The 16,307-nt window shown below is 65.2% G+C and carries 12 protein-coding genes; 7 read left to right on the top strand and 5 right to left on the bottom strand.

Going from position 1 to position 16,307, the window contains the following annotated elements; translation table 11 throughout:
- Positions 1-5: 5 nt before the first annotated feature.
- From ku to EJB06_RS00530, 5 genes are all read left to right on the top strand, one after another.
- Complete coding sequence (gene ku, locus EJB06_RS00550) at positions 6-1,043, top strand: non-homologous end joining protein Ku (RefSeq protein WP_126072046.1); 1,038 nt, start codon at positions 6-8, stop codon at positions 1,041-1,043.
- A gap of 15 nt (positions 1,044-1,058) precedes the next feature.
- The gene (locus tag EJB06_RS00545; RefSeq protein WP_126072045.1) at positions 1,059-1,295 is read left to right on the top strand and encodes a hypothetical protein; all 237 of its coding nucleotides are present in this window, start codon (positions 1,059-1,061) and stop codon (positions 1,293-1,295) included.
- Between the two features lie 63 nt (positions 1,296-1,358).
- Positions 1,359-1,709 (top strand): hypothetical protein, encoded by a 351-nt coding sequence (locus tag EJB06_RS00540; RefSeq protein WP_126072044.1) that lies wholly within the window; start codon positions 1,359-1,361, stop codon positions 1,707-1,709.
- A gap of 7 nt (positions 1,710-1,716) precedes the next feature.
- Positions 1,717-2,073 (top strand): hypothetical protein, encoded by a 357-nt coding sequence (locus EJB06_RS00535; protein ID WP_126072043.1) that lies wholly within the window; start codon positions 1,717-1,719, stop codon positions 2,071-2,073.
- A gap of 95 nt (positions 2,074-2,168) precedes the next feature.
- Complete coding sequence (locus EJB06_RS00530) at positions 2,169-3,620, top strand: catalase (protein WP_126072042.1); 1,452 nt, start codon at positions 2,169-2,171, stop codon at positions 3,618-3,620.
- Between the two features lie 33 nt (positions 3,621-3,653).
- Here the strand turns inward: EJB06_RS00530 and ligD are convergent, their stop codons facing one another.
- Positions 3,654-6,245 (bottom strand): DNA ligase D, encoded by a 2,592-nt coding sequence (gene ligD / locus EJB06_RS00525; protein WP_126072041.1) that lies wholly within the window; start codon positions 6,243-6,245, stop codon positions 3,654-3,656.
- A 198-nt stretch (positions 6,246-6,443) separates the two neighbouring features.
- On the opposite strand from ligD, the gene EJB06_RS00520 reads away from it, so the two are divergent.
- Together EJB06_RS00520 and EJB06_RS00515 are read left to right on the top strand one after the other, a co-directional pair.
- Entirely contained in the window at positions 6,444-6,773 is a 330-nt protein-coding gene (locus EJB06_RS00520; RefSeq protein WP_126072040.1) for a hypothetical protein, read from the top strand.
- Between the two features lie 278 nt (positions 6,774-7,051).
- On the top strand, positions 7,052-9,931 hold the full coding sequence (locus EJB06_RS00515; RefSeq protein WP_164557758.1) for a DUF2135 domain-containing protein: 2,880 nt from the start codon (positions 7,052-7,054) through the stop codon (positions 9,929-9,931).
- Positions 9,932-9,949: 18 nt separating this feature from the next.
- Here the strand turns inward: EJB06_RS00515 and EJB06_RS00510 are convergent, their stop codons facing one another.
- The 4 genes from EJB06_RS00510 to EJB06_RS00495 form a co-directional block, all read right to left on the bottom strand.
- Positions 9,950-11,020 carry a hypothetical protein gene (locus tag EJB06_RS00510; protein WP_126072038.1) on the bottom strand — a complete coding sequence of 357 codons (1,071 nt, stop codon included), beginning with the start codon at positions 11,018-11,020 and terminating at the stop codon, positions 9,950-9,952.
- The gene (locus EJB06_RS00505; RefSeq protein WP_229426868.1) at positions 11,007-11,588 is read right to left on the bottom strand and encodes a sigma-70 family RNA polymerase sigma factor; all 582 of its coding nucleotides are present in this window, start codon (positions 11,586-11,588) and stop codon (positions 11,007-11,009) included. Before EJB06_RS00505 ends, EJB06_RS00510 begins: the two co-directional genes overlap by 14 nt.
- 86 nt (positions 11,589-11,674) lie before the next feature.
- Positions 11,675-13,120, bottom strand: coding sequence for an efflux transporter outer membrane subunit (locus tag EJB06_RS00500; protein ID WP_126072523.1), 1,446 nt, complete (start codon positions 13,118-13,120; stop codon positions 11,675-11,677).
- An 8-nt stretch (positions 13,121-13,128) separates the two neighbouring features.
- On the bottom strand, positions 13,129-16,305 hold the full coding sequence (locus EJB06_RS00495) for an efflux RND transporter permease subunit (protein WP_126072037.1): 3,177 nt from the start codon (positions 16,303-16,305) through the stop codon (positions 13,129-13,131).
- Positions 16,306-16,307 lie beyond the last annotated feature (2 nt).

Below are 16,307 nucleotides of genomic sequence, written 5' to 3'. Positions count from 1 at the left end.
GGCATATGGGACGCAGTCTGTGGAAAGGCGCTATCAGCTTCGGGCTGGTGCATATTCCGGTCGAGATGTATCCGGCCGTCCGTGACAACGCGCTCGACCTGACGATGCTCGACCGGCGCGACTTCTCGCCGGTCGGCTTCAAGCGCTATAACAAGGGGAACAACAAGGAAGTCGTCTGGGACAATATCGTCAAGGGCTACGAATACACCGACGGCGAGTACGTGGTGCTGTCCGAGGAAGACCTGCGCCGCGCCAATCCCGAAGCGACCGGCACCATCGACATCCTCGCCTTTGTCGACGCCGAAACGGTGCCGCTGCTGTACTACGAGCAGCCCTACTACCTGGCGCCCGGCAAGGGGGGAGACAAGGTGTATGCGCTGCTGCGCGAAACCCTGAAAAAAGTCGGCAAGATCGGCATCGCCACGGTGGTCATCCGCGTCAAGCAGCATCTGGCGGCGCTGGTGTGCGAAGGAGACACCATCGTCCTCAATACGCTGCGCTACAGCGACGAGATCCGCCCCACCGACGAACTCAAGATCCCGACTTCCAGGTCGAAAAGCGCCGCCATCTCCGACAAGGAACTCAAGATGGCGATGGCGCTGGTCGAAGGCATGAGCGAGGACTGGGAACCGGAGCAGTACCACGACACCTATCGCGAAGACATCCTGGCGCTGGTCGAGAAAAAGGTGAAGGCCAAACAGACCAAGACCATCACCATGCCTGAAAAGGAAAAGGCGCCGGCCAGCAAGGGCAACGTCATCGACCTGGTGGCGCTGCTGCAGCAAAGCCTGGGTAAGCCCGGCAAAGGCAAGGCCGCCAACGACGACAGCGAGGACGAGACCGAGGACGAGAGCGAGGACGAGAGCGAGGAGGAGGACCAGGCACCCGCCTCCAAACCGCGCAAGGCCGCAGCGAAGACGCCGGCCCGCGCCAAGGCGCCAGCCAAGGCGCCAGTCAAGGCGCCGGCCAAGCCGGCGGCAAAGGCGGCCGCCAAGCCCGCAGCCAAAGCCAAAGCCGCGCCGGCCCGGCGCAAGGCCGCCTGACGCCAAAGGGGACGCATGGACGAGATGTTTGCCTTACTCGAATGGCCGGCAATGGCGATCAGCCTTGCCGCCGCATGGTGGATGGGATCGAAAAAAGCCGGCAAGCGCATCGTCGCCTTCTGGATGCTCATCGTCGGTAACCTGATGTGGATCGCCTGGGGCTGGGGCGAGGCCGCCTGGGCGCTCATTGCCCTCAACATCGGACTGCTGGTTCTGAACGTGCGCGGCATTCGCAAGAACGAGGATAGCTGACTATCCAGATCGATGTCCGATGAGCATGCGATAATGTCAACAACCAGTTAACAGGACATCAGCATGACATTGACTCACTTGACAGCGGCGGTGGTGCTGGCGGCAAGCTGCGGCGCGGCACTCGCCGATGCGACCGAGCAGGAAGCCATCCAGGCGCAGGTGGCGGCCGCCATGGCGTCGGCCGACTACGCCGCCGCAAACTGCCCCAAGCTGACCGTCGACAAGGAACGCCTGGAGAGCCAGGTCAAGCGCTCCGGCATGAGCGCCGACCAGCTGCGCGCGTCCGAAGACTACGACGATCAGCGCCAGGTAATCAAATCGATCGCCGGCACCGACAAGGCGGCCATGCTGTGCATCCTGCTGCCGAAGGCGCACGGCGGCTACGGCCGTGGCATCGTCGTCGTCAAGGACTGAAGCGCCCATGAGCAGCAAGGGCGCCAGGCACCTGTGCGCTGCGGCGGTCTACGTCGCCTTCCTGTCGTGCGCCATCGGCGCGGTCGCCCTGGCTAGCCCGTACGCGCTGATCTGGCTCATGCTGTGCTGGCCGGTGGCATTCATTTCGGCGTGGCTCATCTGGTACCTGGCGTTTTCCGGCATGCCCTTCAAAACCAAAGCCATCCGGTTCGGCATGTACGTCCTGCTCTGCGTCCTGACGCCCATCGTCGGATTCGCCAGCGGTGGCGACGCATTCGGCGTCGCCTTCATCACCACCCTTCTGCCGGCGCTGGGCATGTTCGTTGTCAGCTACCTCTTCCCGGCTCCCGCCAAGGTCGATTGAACAAAACTATTAAACGGATATATTTAATTGCCTTTGACTAATTGGTTGCCTCAACTACACTTCTTGCATCGAATCACCACTGAGGAGTTGCAAGCATGAGCCAGGACCAACAGATCACCACCGCATCCGGCATCCCGGTTGCCGATAACCAGAACGCCATCAGCGCCGGCCCGCGCGGCCCGCTGCTGCTGCAGGACTTCCACCTGATCGAAAAGCTCCAGCACTTCAACCGCGAGCGCATTCCCGAGCGCGTGGTGCACGCCAAGGGATCGGGCGCCTACGGCAGCTTCACCGTCACGCACGACATCACCCACCTCACCAAGGCGACACTGTTCGGCGCCGTCGGCAAGAAGACCGACACCTTCGCCCGCTTTTCCACCGTTGGCGGTGAACGCGGCAGCGCCGACACCGAACGCGATCCGCGCGGTTTCGCCGTGCGCTTCTACACGGAAGAAGGCAACTGGGACCTGGTCGGCAACAACACACCGATGTTCTTCATCAAGGACCCGATCAAATTCCCCGACTTCATCCACACCCAGAAGCGCTGCCCGCGCAGCAACCTGAAGTCGCCGACGATGATGTTCGACTTCTGGAGCAAGGCGCCGGAAAGCCTGCACCAGGTGACGATGCTGTTCTCAGACCGTGGCACGCCGGACGGCTACCGCCACATGGACGGTTTCGGCAGCCACACCTATAGCCTGATCAACGCCGCCGGCGAACGTGTCTACGTCAAGTGGCACTTCAAGACGCGCCAGGGGATCAAGAACCTGTCGGCCGCCGACGCCGCGCGCATCGCCGGCGAAGACCCGGACTACGCCCAGCGCGACCTGTTCGGCGCCATCGAACGCGGCGAATTCCCGCAGTGGGAAGTGCGGCTGCAGGTGGCGACGGAGCAGCAGCTGGAAGACTGGGAAGCGCGCACCGGCTGGAATCCGTTCGACCTGACCAAGGTCTGGCCGCACCGCGATTTTCCGCTGCACCCGGTCGGCATTTTCGAGCTCAATCGCAATCCCGACAACTACCACGCGGAAGTCGAGCAGGTGGCGTTTTCGCCAGCGAACGCGGTGCCGGGCATGGGCTACTCGCCGGACAAGATGCTGCAAGGCCGCCTGTTCGCCTACCACGACGCCCAGTTGTACCGCGTCGGCACCAACCACCAGCACCTGCCGGTGAACGCGCCGCGCTGCCCGTTCCACAACCAGCAGCGCGACGGCACGATGGCCGTCCATAACGGCGGCGCGGCGCAGAACTACGCCACCGTCAATGCGACCGGCAGCGCCCCGCGCGGCATGGGCCACGGCGAGCCGGAACTGGCCCTGCGCGGCGGCGCCGGCCGCTTCGACGGACGCGGCGTGGAAGACGACTACACCCAGGCCGGCAACCTGTTCCGCCTCCTGAGCGCGCAGGAAAAGCTGAACCTGTGCGCCAACCTGGCCGGTCCCCTGAGCCAGGTCAGCGACGAGATCCTGCAGCGCCAGCTGGCCCACTTCGACAAGGCCGACAGCGCCTACGGCGCCGGCGTGCGGGCCGCGCTGAACATCGGGTAAGCACCCGGCGCGCGGGCTCCTGCCGCGCGCGCGTCATTGCTTCTTGAAGCCCAGCTTCTTCATGGCCGCCGTCAGCGTTTTGGCGGCTTTGGCGTAGCCGTCCCACGGCGCGTTGCCGTGATCGAGCCGGGTGTGCACGTTCTTCACCGTCCACTGGTCGCCCGACTTGAGCGCGGCCAGTTCATCCCACCCCACCGGCACCGAAATCCCCAGCCCCGGGCGCACCCGCGCCGACCACGCGCACGCGGTGGTGGCGCCACGCCCGTTGCGCAGGTAATCGATGAAGATCTTTCCGACCCGGTTTTTCGGCCCGCTCTTGAACGCAAACCGGTCCGGCAAGGTGGCCGCCAGATGGCGCACCACCTCCTGCGAAAAATCCTTGACCGTATCCCAATCGAGTCCGCCCTTGAGCGGCACTACCACGTGCAAGCCCTTGCCGCCGCTGGTCTTGAGGAAGGACGGCAGGCCGAGTTCCTCCAGGAAGGCGTGCATCAGCTGCGCCGCCTCCTGGATGGCGGCCCAGTCGACGCCCTCGCCCGGATCCAGGTCGAACACCATGCGGTTGGGCGCGTCGTAGCTTTTGCCTGTCGCGTTCTGGGTGTGGAACTCCACCACGTTCCACTGCGCCGCCGACAGGATGCCTCCCACGCTGCCCACTTCGAGCATCGGCGGATGATCGGGGTCGAGCGCCTGGTCCATCTGCTTGACGCCGGGCAGTTTGTCCACCTCGGAGTGCTTCTGGAAGAACAGCTCGCCGCCCACGCCGCTCGGCGCGCGCACCAGCGATACCGGGCGTCCCTTGAGGTGCTCCATCATCAGCGAGCCCACCAGCGCGTAATAGCGAATCAAATCCAGCTTGGTGGTGCCGCTTTTGTCGTCAATGACACGTTCGCCGTTGGTGACCTTGAGCGTGGCCGGCAGCTTGCCCTCGGGCGCCACCGGTTCCGCCTTCTTCGCCGCAGCCCTGGCCCTGGTTTTCGGCTGCGCCTTGCTATCCGTTTGGGTGTGCATCGTATCCTCCATCTGTCTGGCGACTTCGCGCCGTATTCCTTTTGCCGGTTTATCGATGCGCAGGCCCTGGAACACGGCATGGCGGATCGACCCGGCACTGGTCCACGCGGCGAAGCTGACCTCCGCCACCAGCGTGGGCTTGACCCAATGGTGCTTGCGGCCCGCCACCGACTTCGGCGGAAACGGGCTCTGGTCCGTATCGAGGGCGCTCAACTTGTCTTTCAGGTCGCGCAGGGTAGCCTGGGTAAAGCCGCTGCCGACGTTACCGGCGTAGCGCAGCACGCCGTCCTTGTCGTGCGTCCCGAGCAGCAGCGCCCCGATGCCGGCGCGCGAGCCCTGCGGATCGGTATAGCCGCCGATGACGAATTCCTGGCGCTGACCGCATTTGAGCTTGATCCAGTCCGGCGAACGGCGCGTGACATAGCGCGAATCGCGCCGTTTGCCGATCACGCCCTCCAGTCCGAGCTTGCAGGCGGCCACCACCAGTTCCTCCGGATCGGTGCCGAATTCGGCCGAAAAACGCACCGCATCGGATGGCGCCTTGTCCAGCACCGCGCCCAGCAGCGCGCGGCGCGCTTCCAGCGGCGCGTCGCGCAGGTCGTGGCCCTTGAAATAAGGCGCGTCGAACATGAAATACACGATATCGGCCGTGCTGGCGCCGTCGAACGCCCCTTGCAGCAGCCCGAAGTCGGGGCGGCCGTTCTCGTCATGCACCACGATTTCGCCGTCGTACCAGCCGTCCGGCAGCTTGAGTTTGACCAGTTCCTTGTGCAGCGGTTCGAGCTTGTGGGTCCAGTCGTGGCCATTGCGGGTGATCAGCTGCACCTGCTTGCCTTCGATGCGCGCCAGCAGGCGGTAGCCGTCGAACTTGACCTCGAAGATCCACTCGTCCGGGTCGCCCGGCGGCTGGTCGACCAGGGTTGCCAGTTCCGGCGCGAGCGACGCCGGCAGCGCCGCCTTGCGCGCCTGCGCCGGCATGCCATGGCTGGCGTTTTTCCGGGCTGCGGGCGGCGCCGTCGTCCCGGCTTTGGGTTTGGCCCTGGATTTGACGGCCTTGGCGCCCGGCATGGGCAGCTTGCTGACGCTGTCGGGCATCTCGTCGACCACCGAAAACTCGGCGGCGGGTTTGGCGTAATCGTCCTTTTCCTTGATCAAGAGCCAGGGCTCCTGCTTCTCGCCCTTGCCCTTCATCCGCACCAGCACCCACTTGCCGCGCATTTTATGGCCGTGGATCTCGAACTTGAGGTTCCCGCTGCGGTAGCCCTTGTGCGGATCGTCGAGCGGCTGCCAGATGCCCTTGTCCCAGATGATCACCTTGCCCGCACCGTACTGCTTCTCCGGAATCGTGCCCTCGAAGCTCGCATACGAGATCGGATGGTCCTCGACGTGCACCGCCATGCGCTTGTCCCTGGTATCGTAACTGGGGCCCTTGGGTACGGCCCAGCTCTTCATGGTGCCGTCCAGTTCCAGCCGGAAGTCGTAATGCAGGCGGCTGGCCCAATGCTTCTGGATGACGAAGGTCAGCGCATCGGGAGCCGCCTCCCCGCCCTCGGCGGGTTCGGAGGTAATCGAAAAGTCGCGTTTGGACTTGTAGACCTTGAGTGCGTCCGGCATGGCGGCAACCTCTTCAATGTGGTGTTCGCCGAGTCTAGGACCAGGCGAGCCCGACGACTGTTCGCCAGCTAACCGAGCGCCGGCCTGGACTGATTGTAAGTAGTTGTAAAACGCGTCAACTGGGATGGAAGCGGGCGCGTTAGTGGCTCTGTAGCACCCAAGAAATGATCCACCATACAACCACACTGAGGAAACACCATGAAAAAAGTTATCGCATCGCTGATCGCCGGTCTGTTCGCTACCTCGGTTTTTGCCCAGGCTCCTGCCGCGCCAGTCGCTAAAGCCGAAGCAAAAGAAACGAAAGAAGTCGTCAAAGCCGACGCCAAAGCCGCCAAAGCCGAAGCCAAAGCGGACGCCAAGGTAGAAAAAGCGGCTGCCGAAGCCAAGGCCGACGTCGCCGAAGCCAACGCCGACGCCACCAAATCGAAAGCCAAAGCCCATTCGAAAGCCAAAAAAGCCAAGGCGGAAGCCAAAGCCGACAAGGCTGTCGAGGCCGCAGAAGCCAAAAAAGACGCAGCAATGAAATAAGTTGTTCCGCAGTGAGAAGAAAGAGACAGGCCCCCCCTGTCTTTTTTTTCGTCCCGCGCCCCCGTAACCGCCCCGTCCGTGTCCACCCCGGTGCCAGGTCTGACATTCGGACACGAACTCATCAATTCACCAGGCATCTATGCGGATTGGCTTGCCGTTTAGCATCCTTTCCACAATAAAACGTCCGCCATCACAATTTTTCACGGTCCCTAACCCCGTTTCGCCCTCCGCTCCGTTCCATACCCAATGCCGGCATGACCGGTGCACCGGAGCTTCCCATGATCAACCGATTCCTCACCCTCGCGCTGCTGCTGGCCGCCAGTCCCGTGACCCACGCGCTCACTCCCCGCATCATCGACCGCCCGCCCCCGCCGTTGATCCAGACAGTGGCCGACGCCAGGCCGATCGAGCTGCAGGCCTTGTCCATCAGCGCCGAGATCAGCGGCGGCATGGCGCAAACCACCGTGCGCATGGAGTTCTACAACCCGAACCCGCGCCAGCTCGAGGGGAACCTGCAATTCCCGCTGCCCGACGGCCAGCAGGTGAACGCCTTCGCCCTCGACATCGACGGCAAAATGCGTCCCGCCGTCCCCGTCGAAAAAGCGCGTGGCCGCGCCGTGTTCGAAGAAATCGAGCGCCGTGGCGTCGATCCGGCCCTGCTCGAAGTCACCCAGGGGAACAACTTCAAGCTGCGCGTCTACCCCATCATGCCGCGCCAGACCCGCACGGTGGAACTGAGCTACGCCGGCCCCTTGATCCGCAGCGGCGCCCATTGGGCCTACCAGCTGCCGCTGGCCTTTGGCGAGGTACGCAAATTCGACCTGGCCATCCGCGTTAACGATGCCGCGCAAGCGCCGCTGGTCTCCAGCAACGGCCACGATCTGCGCTTCGAACGCACGGCCGGCGGTTACGAGGCGCGTCTGCAGCGCCAGAACTACAAGGCAGAGCAGGAAATCGGCATCCGTACCGGCGCCGCCGCAGAAGCGCGCGTGTATCGCGAGACCCGCCTCGGCCAGTCCTGGTTCCTGGCCGAGATCCCGGTAGCGCCCACGCAGATAGCGCGCCCCCGTCCGCGCGTCATCGGCCTGCTGTGGGACAGCTCCGGCTCCGGCGAACAACGCAACATCCACCAGGAGCTGGCCGGACTCGATCACTATTTCCGTACGCTTGGCTCGGTCCAGGTGCGCCTGACGCGCCTGCGCGACCGCCCGGAAGCGCAGCAGGTATTCGAGATCCGAGGCGGCGACTGGAGCGCCCTGCGGCGCGCGCTCGAAAGCACACGCTACGACGGCGCCAGCGCACTCAATGACTGGAAGCCGGAATCCGCCGTCGACCAGTACCTGCTGGTCAGCGACGGCCTGTCCAACTACGGGTCGGCGCGCGCGCCGGTCCTCGCGGCGCACCAGAGCCTGTTTGCGCTGGTCTCGTCCATCTCGTCCGATGTCAACCGCCTGGCCGCGCTGGCGGAACGCAACCATGGGCAGGTGGTCAGGTTCGACCACGGCGCCCCAGGCGGCTTGACCGGGCAGCTGCTGTCCGCGCAGCCGCGCATCGACCAAGTCTCGGCCACCGGCGCCACCGATATCGAAGCCGGCGGCGGACGCGTGGAAAACGGCATGCTGCGCATCGCCGGACGGCTGCTCGACCCGGACGCCACGTTGTCGGTCACGCTGGCGGGCGGCGCCAAAAAAGAGACGGTCAAACTGCAGCTCGGCGCCGACAGCCCGCAGCATCCGCTGGCCGCGTCGACCTGGGCCTTGCTGCGCCTGCGCGCACTGGAAGCGGACCCCGAGCTGCATCGCTCCGAAATCGCGCGCATCGGCCGCCGCTTCGGCATCCCGACCCGCGAAACCTCGCTGATCGTGCTGGAGACGATTGAAGACTACGTGCGTTACGAGATCGAGCCGCCGCAGGACTATCTCGATACATGGCGCAAACTGAACGAACAACGCGGCGGCGAGCGAAAGGCAGCGCGCGTCAAGCACCTGGACCAGGTAGTGAGAAATTTCGAGAACCGGACAGCCTGGTGGAACACGAGCTATGCCCGCGCGCCGTCGAAGCCGGTACCGCAATTGCGCGAAGCACTGCCGGCGCCTGCGATGGCGTCTCCGGCGCCGATGCCGGAGGCGCAACCCGCCCCTGTCGCGCGACGTATCGAGATCGTCGGCAGCTCCATCTCGGGCAATCACCTGGCTGCGGCGCCGATGGCACAGTTCAGCAAGGAAAAATCGGCCGCCAGTCCAGCGACAATCGGCATCGGCCTGAAAAAATGGGTGCCGAACGCACCCTACATCCAGCGCTTGCGCGACGCCGATGCCGCCAGCGTGTACGCGATCTACCTGGACCAGAAGCCGGACTACGCCAACAGCAGCGCCTTCTACCTCGACGCCGCCGACATCCTGCTGGAAAAAGGCCAGCGCGACCTGGCCCTGCGCGTACTGTCCAACCTGGCCGAGATGGACCTGGAAAACCGCGCGGTGCTGCGCATTCTGGGGTATCGCCTGCTGCAGGCCGGCGCGCCGCAACTGGCGGTGCCGGTGTTCCGGAAAGTGCTGCGCCTGGCCGGGGAAGAACCGCAATCCTACCGCGACCTGGGCCTCGCGCTCGCTGCCACCGGCCAGACCCAGGAAGCGATCGACACGCTGTACGAGGTGGTCGAGCGCCCATGGAACGGCCGCTTCCCGGACATCGAAACGATCGTGCTGGCCGAGATCAACGCCATCGCCGCCGCGTCGCCCAAGGCGCTGGACCTGCGCCGCATCGACCCGCGCCTGCGCGCCAACCTGCCGCTCGACCTGCGCGTGGTGCTGACCTGGGACGCCGACAACAGCGACATGGATTTGTGGGTAACGGACCCGCATGGCGAAAAATCGAGCTATGCGCACCGCCTGTCGAGCGCGGGCGCGCGCATGTCGAACGACTTCACGGGTGGCTACGGGCCGGAGGAATTTTCGGTGCGCCGCGCAACGCCCGGCAAATACCGGATCGAAGCCAACTACTACGGCAACCGCCAGCAGGTGGTGGCGGGTGCGACGACCTTGCAGGTCAAGCTGTTTACCGCGTTCGGCACGCCGCGCCAGAAGGAGCAGGCCATCACGCTGCGCCTGAAGGACCGCAGCGAGACGGTCTTCGTCGGCGAATTCGACGTCAAGCCCTGACTTCCCGGGGGCCGGCGTCTATGGTTTGATCGCCGTGATCCGGTCCCGCGTTTCGGCGGGCACCGGATAATCGGGATAGGCGGCGCGGAACCTGGTCCATTCGGCCAGCGCTTCCTTATTCAGCTTGGCCTTGAGCAGCGCGTCGATCACCGACAGCCAGTCGCGCGCGCGCTTTTCATGCGCCTCGGGGCTATCGGGCTTGAACTCCTCCAGACTGTTCTTCGCCTCCCGCGCCGGCGCGCTCGGGCGCGCCATTTTCGCTAACGACGGCGCCACCTCGTCTCTCGCATCCGCAGCAGGCGCCGGCGGCGGTGCAGGCGCCGGCATCGCTCGCGGCGCTGCGGCCACCGGCGGCATGTGCATCTCGGGGACGGGATTGTCGCTGTTGTACCCTTGCGTCGATGGCTTGGACGCCACGCCGTCAGGGTCGCGCGGTAACACCGTTACCGGCGAGCTGGCCTCGGCTGACTTTTGCTTGATCGAGGAACCGGCAAGGTACACCCGCTGACGCTCTTGCGGCGCAGGGGCGGCGGCCAGCTCCGCCGGCGCTGGTGCCGGTGCCTGCGCTGGTGCCGGTGCCTGCGCTGTTGCCGGCGCAGGAGGCGCCACCCTGACGGCCGGCGCAGGCGCAGGCGCCGGCGGCGGCACCGCTTCGGCGATCGCCTCGGGAAGCGGAGGCGGCGCAGCCTGGGCCACCACCACCGGTGGCGGTTCCGCCATCTCGGCCAGCACGGGAGCGGCCGGCGCGGCGGCCATGCCCTCGTCCATCCGCGCCCCGCCGTCCCGGTACACCTGATGCCCGAGCACGCCGGCCAGCACACCGGCCGCAATCCCGGCCGGAATGCGCCAGCGCCGTCCCAGGCCGGGCGCCAGCCGGGGCGGCGCGCCTTCGATCGGCGCGTCGTTGGCCGCCGCAGGACGGGCGGCCTGCGCCTCCTGCGCCAGCCCCTCCTTGACGTAGCCGAGAATGGCGGCATCGAGCTTGGGACTGGAAGCCGGCTGGGTCAACCCTTGCAGACGGCGCGACAGATCGTCTTCCCCACGCAGGAAGGCGTCGAATTCCTCGTCGCTCATGTCATCGTTGTTCACTCAGGCTCCCTTCGCGCAGTTTGCGCATGGCGTAGCGCAAACGGCTCTTGACCGTTTCCACCGGCGCTGCCACCACGGCGGCAATGTCTTCGAGGCTCATGCCGCAGAACTGCTGCAGCACCAGCGCCTCTTTCTGCTCGCTCGGCAGGCCGGCAAGCGCCAGGCGCAGGCTGTCGCTCTGCTGCTTCTGCTCCAGCGCGGCCTCGGGCGAGACCACATCCTGCGCCGCATCGGCCAGCGAGTCAAATACGTCGCGGCCATCCGTGCCGCTGCCCAGTTCCGCCGCCAATAGCGGTTGCTGCTGGCGCAGCAGGTCGAGCAGTCGGTTGCGGGCGATCTGGAACAGGTAGGTGCGAAACGCGGCGTCGGGCTGATAGCGGCTGCGCGCATGGTGCAGCTTGATCCAGCTGTCCTGCACGATCTCGTCGACCCAGTCCGCGCGCGGCGAACGCCAGGCGACGAAGCGGTACAGGCCCGCATGGTGACGGCGATACAGCTCCTCGAAGGCGAGCAGGTCGCCATCGCGGTAGCGCAGCATCAGCTGCTCGTCTTGTAGGGTGGCGGGCATGTGCGGCCATTGTATGGCCTGCCCTGTGAATACGCAAATGCCGCGGCCCTAAGGCCGCGGCATTTGCGAATGGGACGCTGACGCGCTTACTGCCAGCCGCCGCCCAGGGAGCGGATCAGGGCCACCGTGGTGACCGCGCGGTCGCCGCGCAGCTGCACCGCGTTGCGTTCCACCGCCGCCAGGTTGCGCTGGGCGTCCAGCAGGTCCAGATAGCTGGAACGGCCGGCGTCATACAGCTTTTGCGCCAGGTCGGCCGAACGGCGCGCCGATACCACCGCCGCGTCGATCTGCTCCGTCTGTCCAGCCAGGATGCGCAGGCCGGCCAGGTTGTCTTCGACTTCGGCAAACGCCGCCAGCACGTTCTGGCGGTAGCTGGCTACAGATTCTTCCAGCACCGCTTCGCTGCGTGCGACGTTGGCCTTGTTGCGGCCACCGTCGATGACCGGCATCGACAGCAGCGCGCCCAGCACCCAGGAACGCGCGCTCCAGTTGAACAGGTTTGCGCCGCTGCCCGATTCGGTGCCAAGGCCGCCGGTCAGGCTGAACGACGGATACATCGCCGTTTTCGCCACGCCGATGCGCGCATTGGCGGCGATCATCGCACGCTGGGCGGCGGTGATGTCGGGACGGCGCTCCAGCAGGGCCGATGGCAGTCCGGCCGGAATGGCCGGCAGCAGCGCCGACTCCACCAGCGGATTGACGTCGGCGCTGAACATGGCGGCCGGTTTCCCCAGCAGCACAGCCAGGGCGTGCTCCAGCTGCACGCGCTGGCGTTGCAGGCCGATCGCCTCGGCTTTTACCGTCGACAGTTCGGTCCTGGCGCGGGCCAGGTCGAATTCGCCGATGTCGCCATTGTCGTAGCGGCTCTGGTTCACCTTCACGCTCTGGCTGCGCAGGTCGACCGTGCGCGCCAGGGTGGCCAGTTCGGCGTCCGTTTCGCGCAGCTTGAAGTAAGTCTGCGCCACGTCGGCCTGCAAGGCCAGCAAGACCGACTTGTAGGTCGCCTCGGACGCCGCGGCGTCGGCGTTGGCGGCGCTGACACTGGCCGCCACGCGGCCGAACAGATCGAGCTCGTAGCTGGCCGTCAACCTGGCCTGGTACACATTGCCCGGTGCGACCGCCGCATCGTCGGCCAGGCCGCGCGAGACGCCGGAAGTGCGGCTGCGCTGTGCGCCCATGCCGGCGCCAACCTGCGGCGAACGGTCCGCCGCCGAGATGCCGGCCAGCGCCCTGGCCTGCTTGACGCGCGCCGCCGCCACCTGCAGGCTGGCGTTGGCGTCGGTCGCTTCCTTGATCAGGGCGGTCAGGTTGGCGTCCTTGAACGCCAGCCACCACTCGCCGCGCGCCTGCCCTTCGGCCGGCTGCGCCACCTTCCAGCGCGTGCCGTCGGCAGCTTGCAGCGGCTCGGGCGACTCCTTGAAGCTGGACGGCATGTCCAGCGCCGGGGCCTTCAGTTCCGGGATGCTGGAACAGGCCACCAGCAGCAGCGCCGCCAGCAAGGGCGCGATGCGCCTGGTGATGGTTCTCTTCATATCGGTCATTACACTGCTCCTTCCAGATGCGCAGGCACTGCCACGCTCGATTTCTTTTCCATCTTCTTGGCGAAGGTACGCAGGATCACGTAGAACACCGGCGTCAGGAACAGGCCGAAGAAAGTCACGCCCAGCATGCCGCCGAAGACCGCCACGCCCATCGCATGGCGCATTTCGGCGCCTGCACCGCTCGAGAACACCAGGGGCACCACGCCCATGATAAAGGCGATCGACGTCATCAGGATCGGACGCAGACGCAGGCGGCACGCTTCCAGCGCGGCTTCGACGACGGTGCGGCCATGGTCTTCAAGTTCGCGGGCGAATTCGACGATCAGGATCGCATTCTTCGAGGCCAGCCCCACCAGCACGAACAGCGCGATCTGGGTAAAGATGTTGTTATCGCCTCCGGTCAGCTTGACGCCGATCAGCGCGCACAGGATCGACATCGGCACGATCAGGATCACGGCCAGCGGCAGGGTCCAGCTTTCGTATTGCGCCGCCAGCACCAGGAACACCAGCAGTACGCACAGCGGGAACACCAGCACCATCGTATTACCGGACAGGATCTCCTGGTAGGTCAGTTCGGTCCATTCGTACGACACGCCTTTCGGCAGCGTTTCGGCGACGATCTTTTCCAGCGCGGCCTGGGCCTGGCCGGACGACACGCCGGGAGCCGGGCCGCCGTTCATGTCGGCGGACACGTAGGCGTTGTAGCGCTGCACGCGGTCCGGACCATACGTGTCCTTGATGCGCATCAGCGACGACAACGGAATCATTTCGCCCTTGTCGTTACGGACCTTGAGCTGGGCGATCTGGTCGGCGTGCGAACGGAACGGCGCATCGGCCTGCACGCGCACCTGGTAGGTACGGCCGAACTGGTTAAAGTCGTTGACATACAGCGAGCCCAGATTGATCTGCAAGGTCTGGTAGATCGTCGTCAGCGGCACGCCGAGCTGCTTGGCCTTGACCTTGTCGACGTCGGCGAACAGTTGCGGCACATTGATCTGGAAGCTGGAGAAGATGCCCGCCAGTTGCGGATCCTGCCACGCTTTCATCTGCACCGCCTGGGTGGCCTTGTACAACTCGTCGTAGCCCACGTTGCCGCGGTCTTCGATCATCATCTTGAAGCCGCCCACGGTACCGAGGCCGTTGACCGGCGGTGGCGGGAACACCATGATGAAGGCGTCCTGGATGGCGCCCAGGCGCTTGTTTACTTCCGCCGCGATCTCGGGACCGGACATGCCTTTTCCTGTGCGCTGCTCGAAGGACTTGAGCGTGACGAACACGATGCCGGCGTTAGGCGCATTGGTGAAGTCGTTGATCGACAGGCCGGGGAAGGCAATCGACGATTCCACGCCAGGCACCTTGGCCACGATGTCGGACATCTGGCGAATCACGGCATCGGTGCGGTCCAGCGAGGCCGCGTCGGGCAGTTGGGCGAAGCCGACCAGGTACTGCTTGTCCTGCGCCGGCACGAAGCCGCTCGGTACCGCCTTGAACATGAACACGGCGGCAACCGCCAGCACGGCGTACACCATCAGCGAGATGCCCTTGCGTTTCAGGACCACGTTGACGCCGCCTTCATACTTGGTCGATGCGCGGCCGAAGAAGCGGTTGAACCAGGCGAAGAAGCGGCCGAACAGCTTGTCCATCACGCGGGTCAGGCCATCCTTCGGCGCATGGTGCGGTTTCAGCAGGGCGGCGGCCATGGCCGGCGACAGGGTCAGCGAGCTGAATGCCGAAATCACGGTCGAAATGGCGATCGTCAGCGCGAACTGGCGGTAAAACTGGCCCGACAGGCCGGCCACGAAGGCGATCGGCACGAACACGGCGCACAGGACCAGGGCGATGGCGATAATCGGACCGCTCACCTCTTTCATTGCCTGCACCGTGGCGTCGCGCGGCGTCAGGCCGGCTTCGATATTGCGTTCCACGTTTTCCACCACCACGATGGCGTCATCGACCACGATACCGATCGCCAGCACAAGGCCGAACAGCGACAGGGTATTGATCGAAAAGCCGAAGCCCAGCATCACAGCAAAGGTGCCGATGATCGATACCGGTACGGCCAGCAGCGGAATGATCGATGCGCGCCAGGTTTGCAGGAAGATGATCACGACCAGCACCACCAGCGCCACCGCTTCGAGCAGGGTGTGGATGACGGATTTGATCGATGCGCGCACGAACTGGGTCGGGTCGTATTCCACGCTGAAGTCGACGCCTTCCGGGAAGTCCTTCTTCAGTTCCGCCATCTTGGCGCGCACGTCGGCCGACAGTTGCAGGGCGTTGGCGCCCGGCGCTTCGAAGATACCGATGGCGGCGGCCGACTTGTTGTTCAACAGCGCGCGCAGGGAGTACGAGTTCGATCCCAGCTCGATCCGGGCCACATCCTTCAGGTGCGTAATGGCGCCGTCGGACCCGGTACGCACGATGATGTCGCCGAACTGCTCGGTCGATGTCAGGCGGCCCTGGGTGTTGACGGTCAGCTGGAACTCGGAGCCTTTGGACGGCGAGGCGCCGATCACGCCGGCGGCAACCTGCACGTTCTGCTCGCGCACGGCGGCCACCACGTCGGACGCGGTCATGCCGCGCGCCGCGACTTTCTGCGGGTCGAGCCAGATGCGCATGGCGTAGTCGCCCGCGCCGAACAGCTGGGTGTCGCCCATGCCGGGGATACGTGCCAGCTGGTCCTTCACGTTCAGCACCGCGTAGTTACGCAGGTAGACGTCGTCGTACCGGCCGGTCGGCGACACCAGGTGCACCACCATGGTCAGGTTGGGCGAGCTCTTGACCGCCGTCACGCCGATCTGGCGCACTTCCTCGGGCAGTCGCGGCAAGGCGCGCTGGATGCGGTTCTGCACCTGCGACTCGGCCTGCTCGACATCGGTGCCGACCTTGAACGTCACGGTCAGCATCAGCGAGCCGTCCGAGGTGTTCTGCGACGACATGTAGAGCATGTTTTCGACGCCGTTGATCTGTTCTTCCAGCGGGGCGGCGACGGTTTCGGCGATCACTTTCGGGTTCGCGCCAGGGTACTGGGCACGCACCACGACCGATGGCGGCACCACGTCAGGGTATTCGGAGATCGGCAGTGCAAAAATCGACAGCAGGCCGGCCACGAATATGATGATCGACAGGACGGCCGCGAAAATCGGCCGGTCGATGAAAAATCGTGAAAAGTTCATGT

Source organism: Massilia atriviolacea (assembly GCF_003953935.1).
GTDB lineage: Bacteria > Pseudomonadota > Gammaproteobacteria > Burkholderiales > Burkholderiaceae_D > Telluria_A > Telluria_A atriviolacea.
Note: the sequence above shows the minus strand (reverse complement) of the source record. Positions and strands in the feature narration are given on the sequence as shown.

Coding starts and splice junctions, on each gene's coding strand:
- ku (WP_126072046.1), top strand. CDS start 6: ATGGGACGCAGTCTGTGGAAAGGCGCTATCAGCTTCGGGCTGGTGCAT.
- EJB06_RS00545 (WP_126072045.1), top strand. CDS start 1,059: ATGGACGAGATGTTTGCCTTACTCGAATGGCCGGCAATGGCGATCAGC.
- EJB06_RS00540 (WP_126072044.1), top strand. CDS start 1,359: ATGACATTGACTCACTTGACAGCGGCGGTGGTGCTGGCGGCAAGCTGC.
- EJB06_RS00535 (WP_126072043.1), top strand. CDS start 1,717: ATGAGCAGCAAGGGCGCCAGGCACCTGTGCGCTGCGGCGGTCTACGTC.
- EJB06_RS00530 (WP_126072042.1), top strand. CDS start 2,169: ATGAGCCAGGACCAACAGATCACCACCGCATCCGGCATCCCGGTTGCC.
- ligD (WP_126072041.1), bottom strand. CDS start 6,245: ATGCCGGACGCACTCAAGGTCTACAAGTCCAAACGCGACTTTTCGATT.
- EJB06_RS00520 (WP_126072040.1), top strand. CDS start 6,444: ATGAAAAAAGTTATCGCATCGCTGATCGCCGGTCTGTTCGCTACCTCG.
- EJB06_RS00515 (WP_164557758.1), top strand. CDS start 7,052: ATGATCAACCGATTCCTCACCCTCGCGCTGCTGCTGGCCGCCAGTCCC.
- EJB06_RS00505 (WP_229426868.1), bottom strand. CDS start 11,588: ATGCCCGCCACCCTACAAGACGAGCAGCTGATGCTGCGCTACCGCGAT.
- EJB06_RS00500 (WP_126072523.1), bottom strand. CDS start 13,120: ATGAAGAGAACCATCACCAGGCGCATCGCGCCCTTGCTGGCGGCGCTG.
- EJB06_RS00495 (WP_126072037.1), bottom strand. CDS start 16,305: ATGAACTTTTCACGATTTTTCATCGACCGGCCGATTTTCGCGGCCGTC.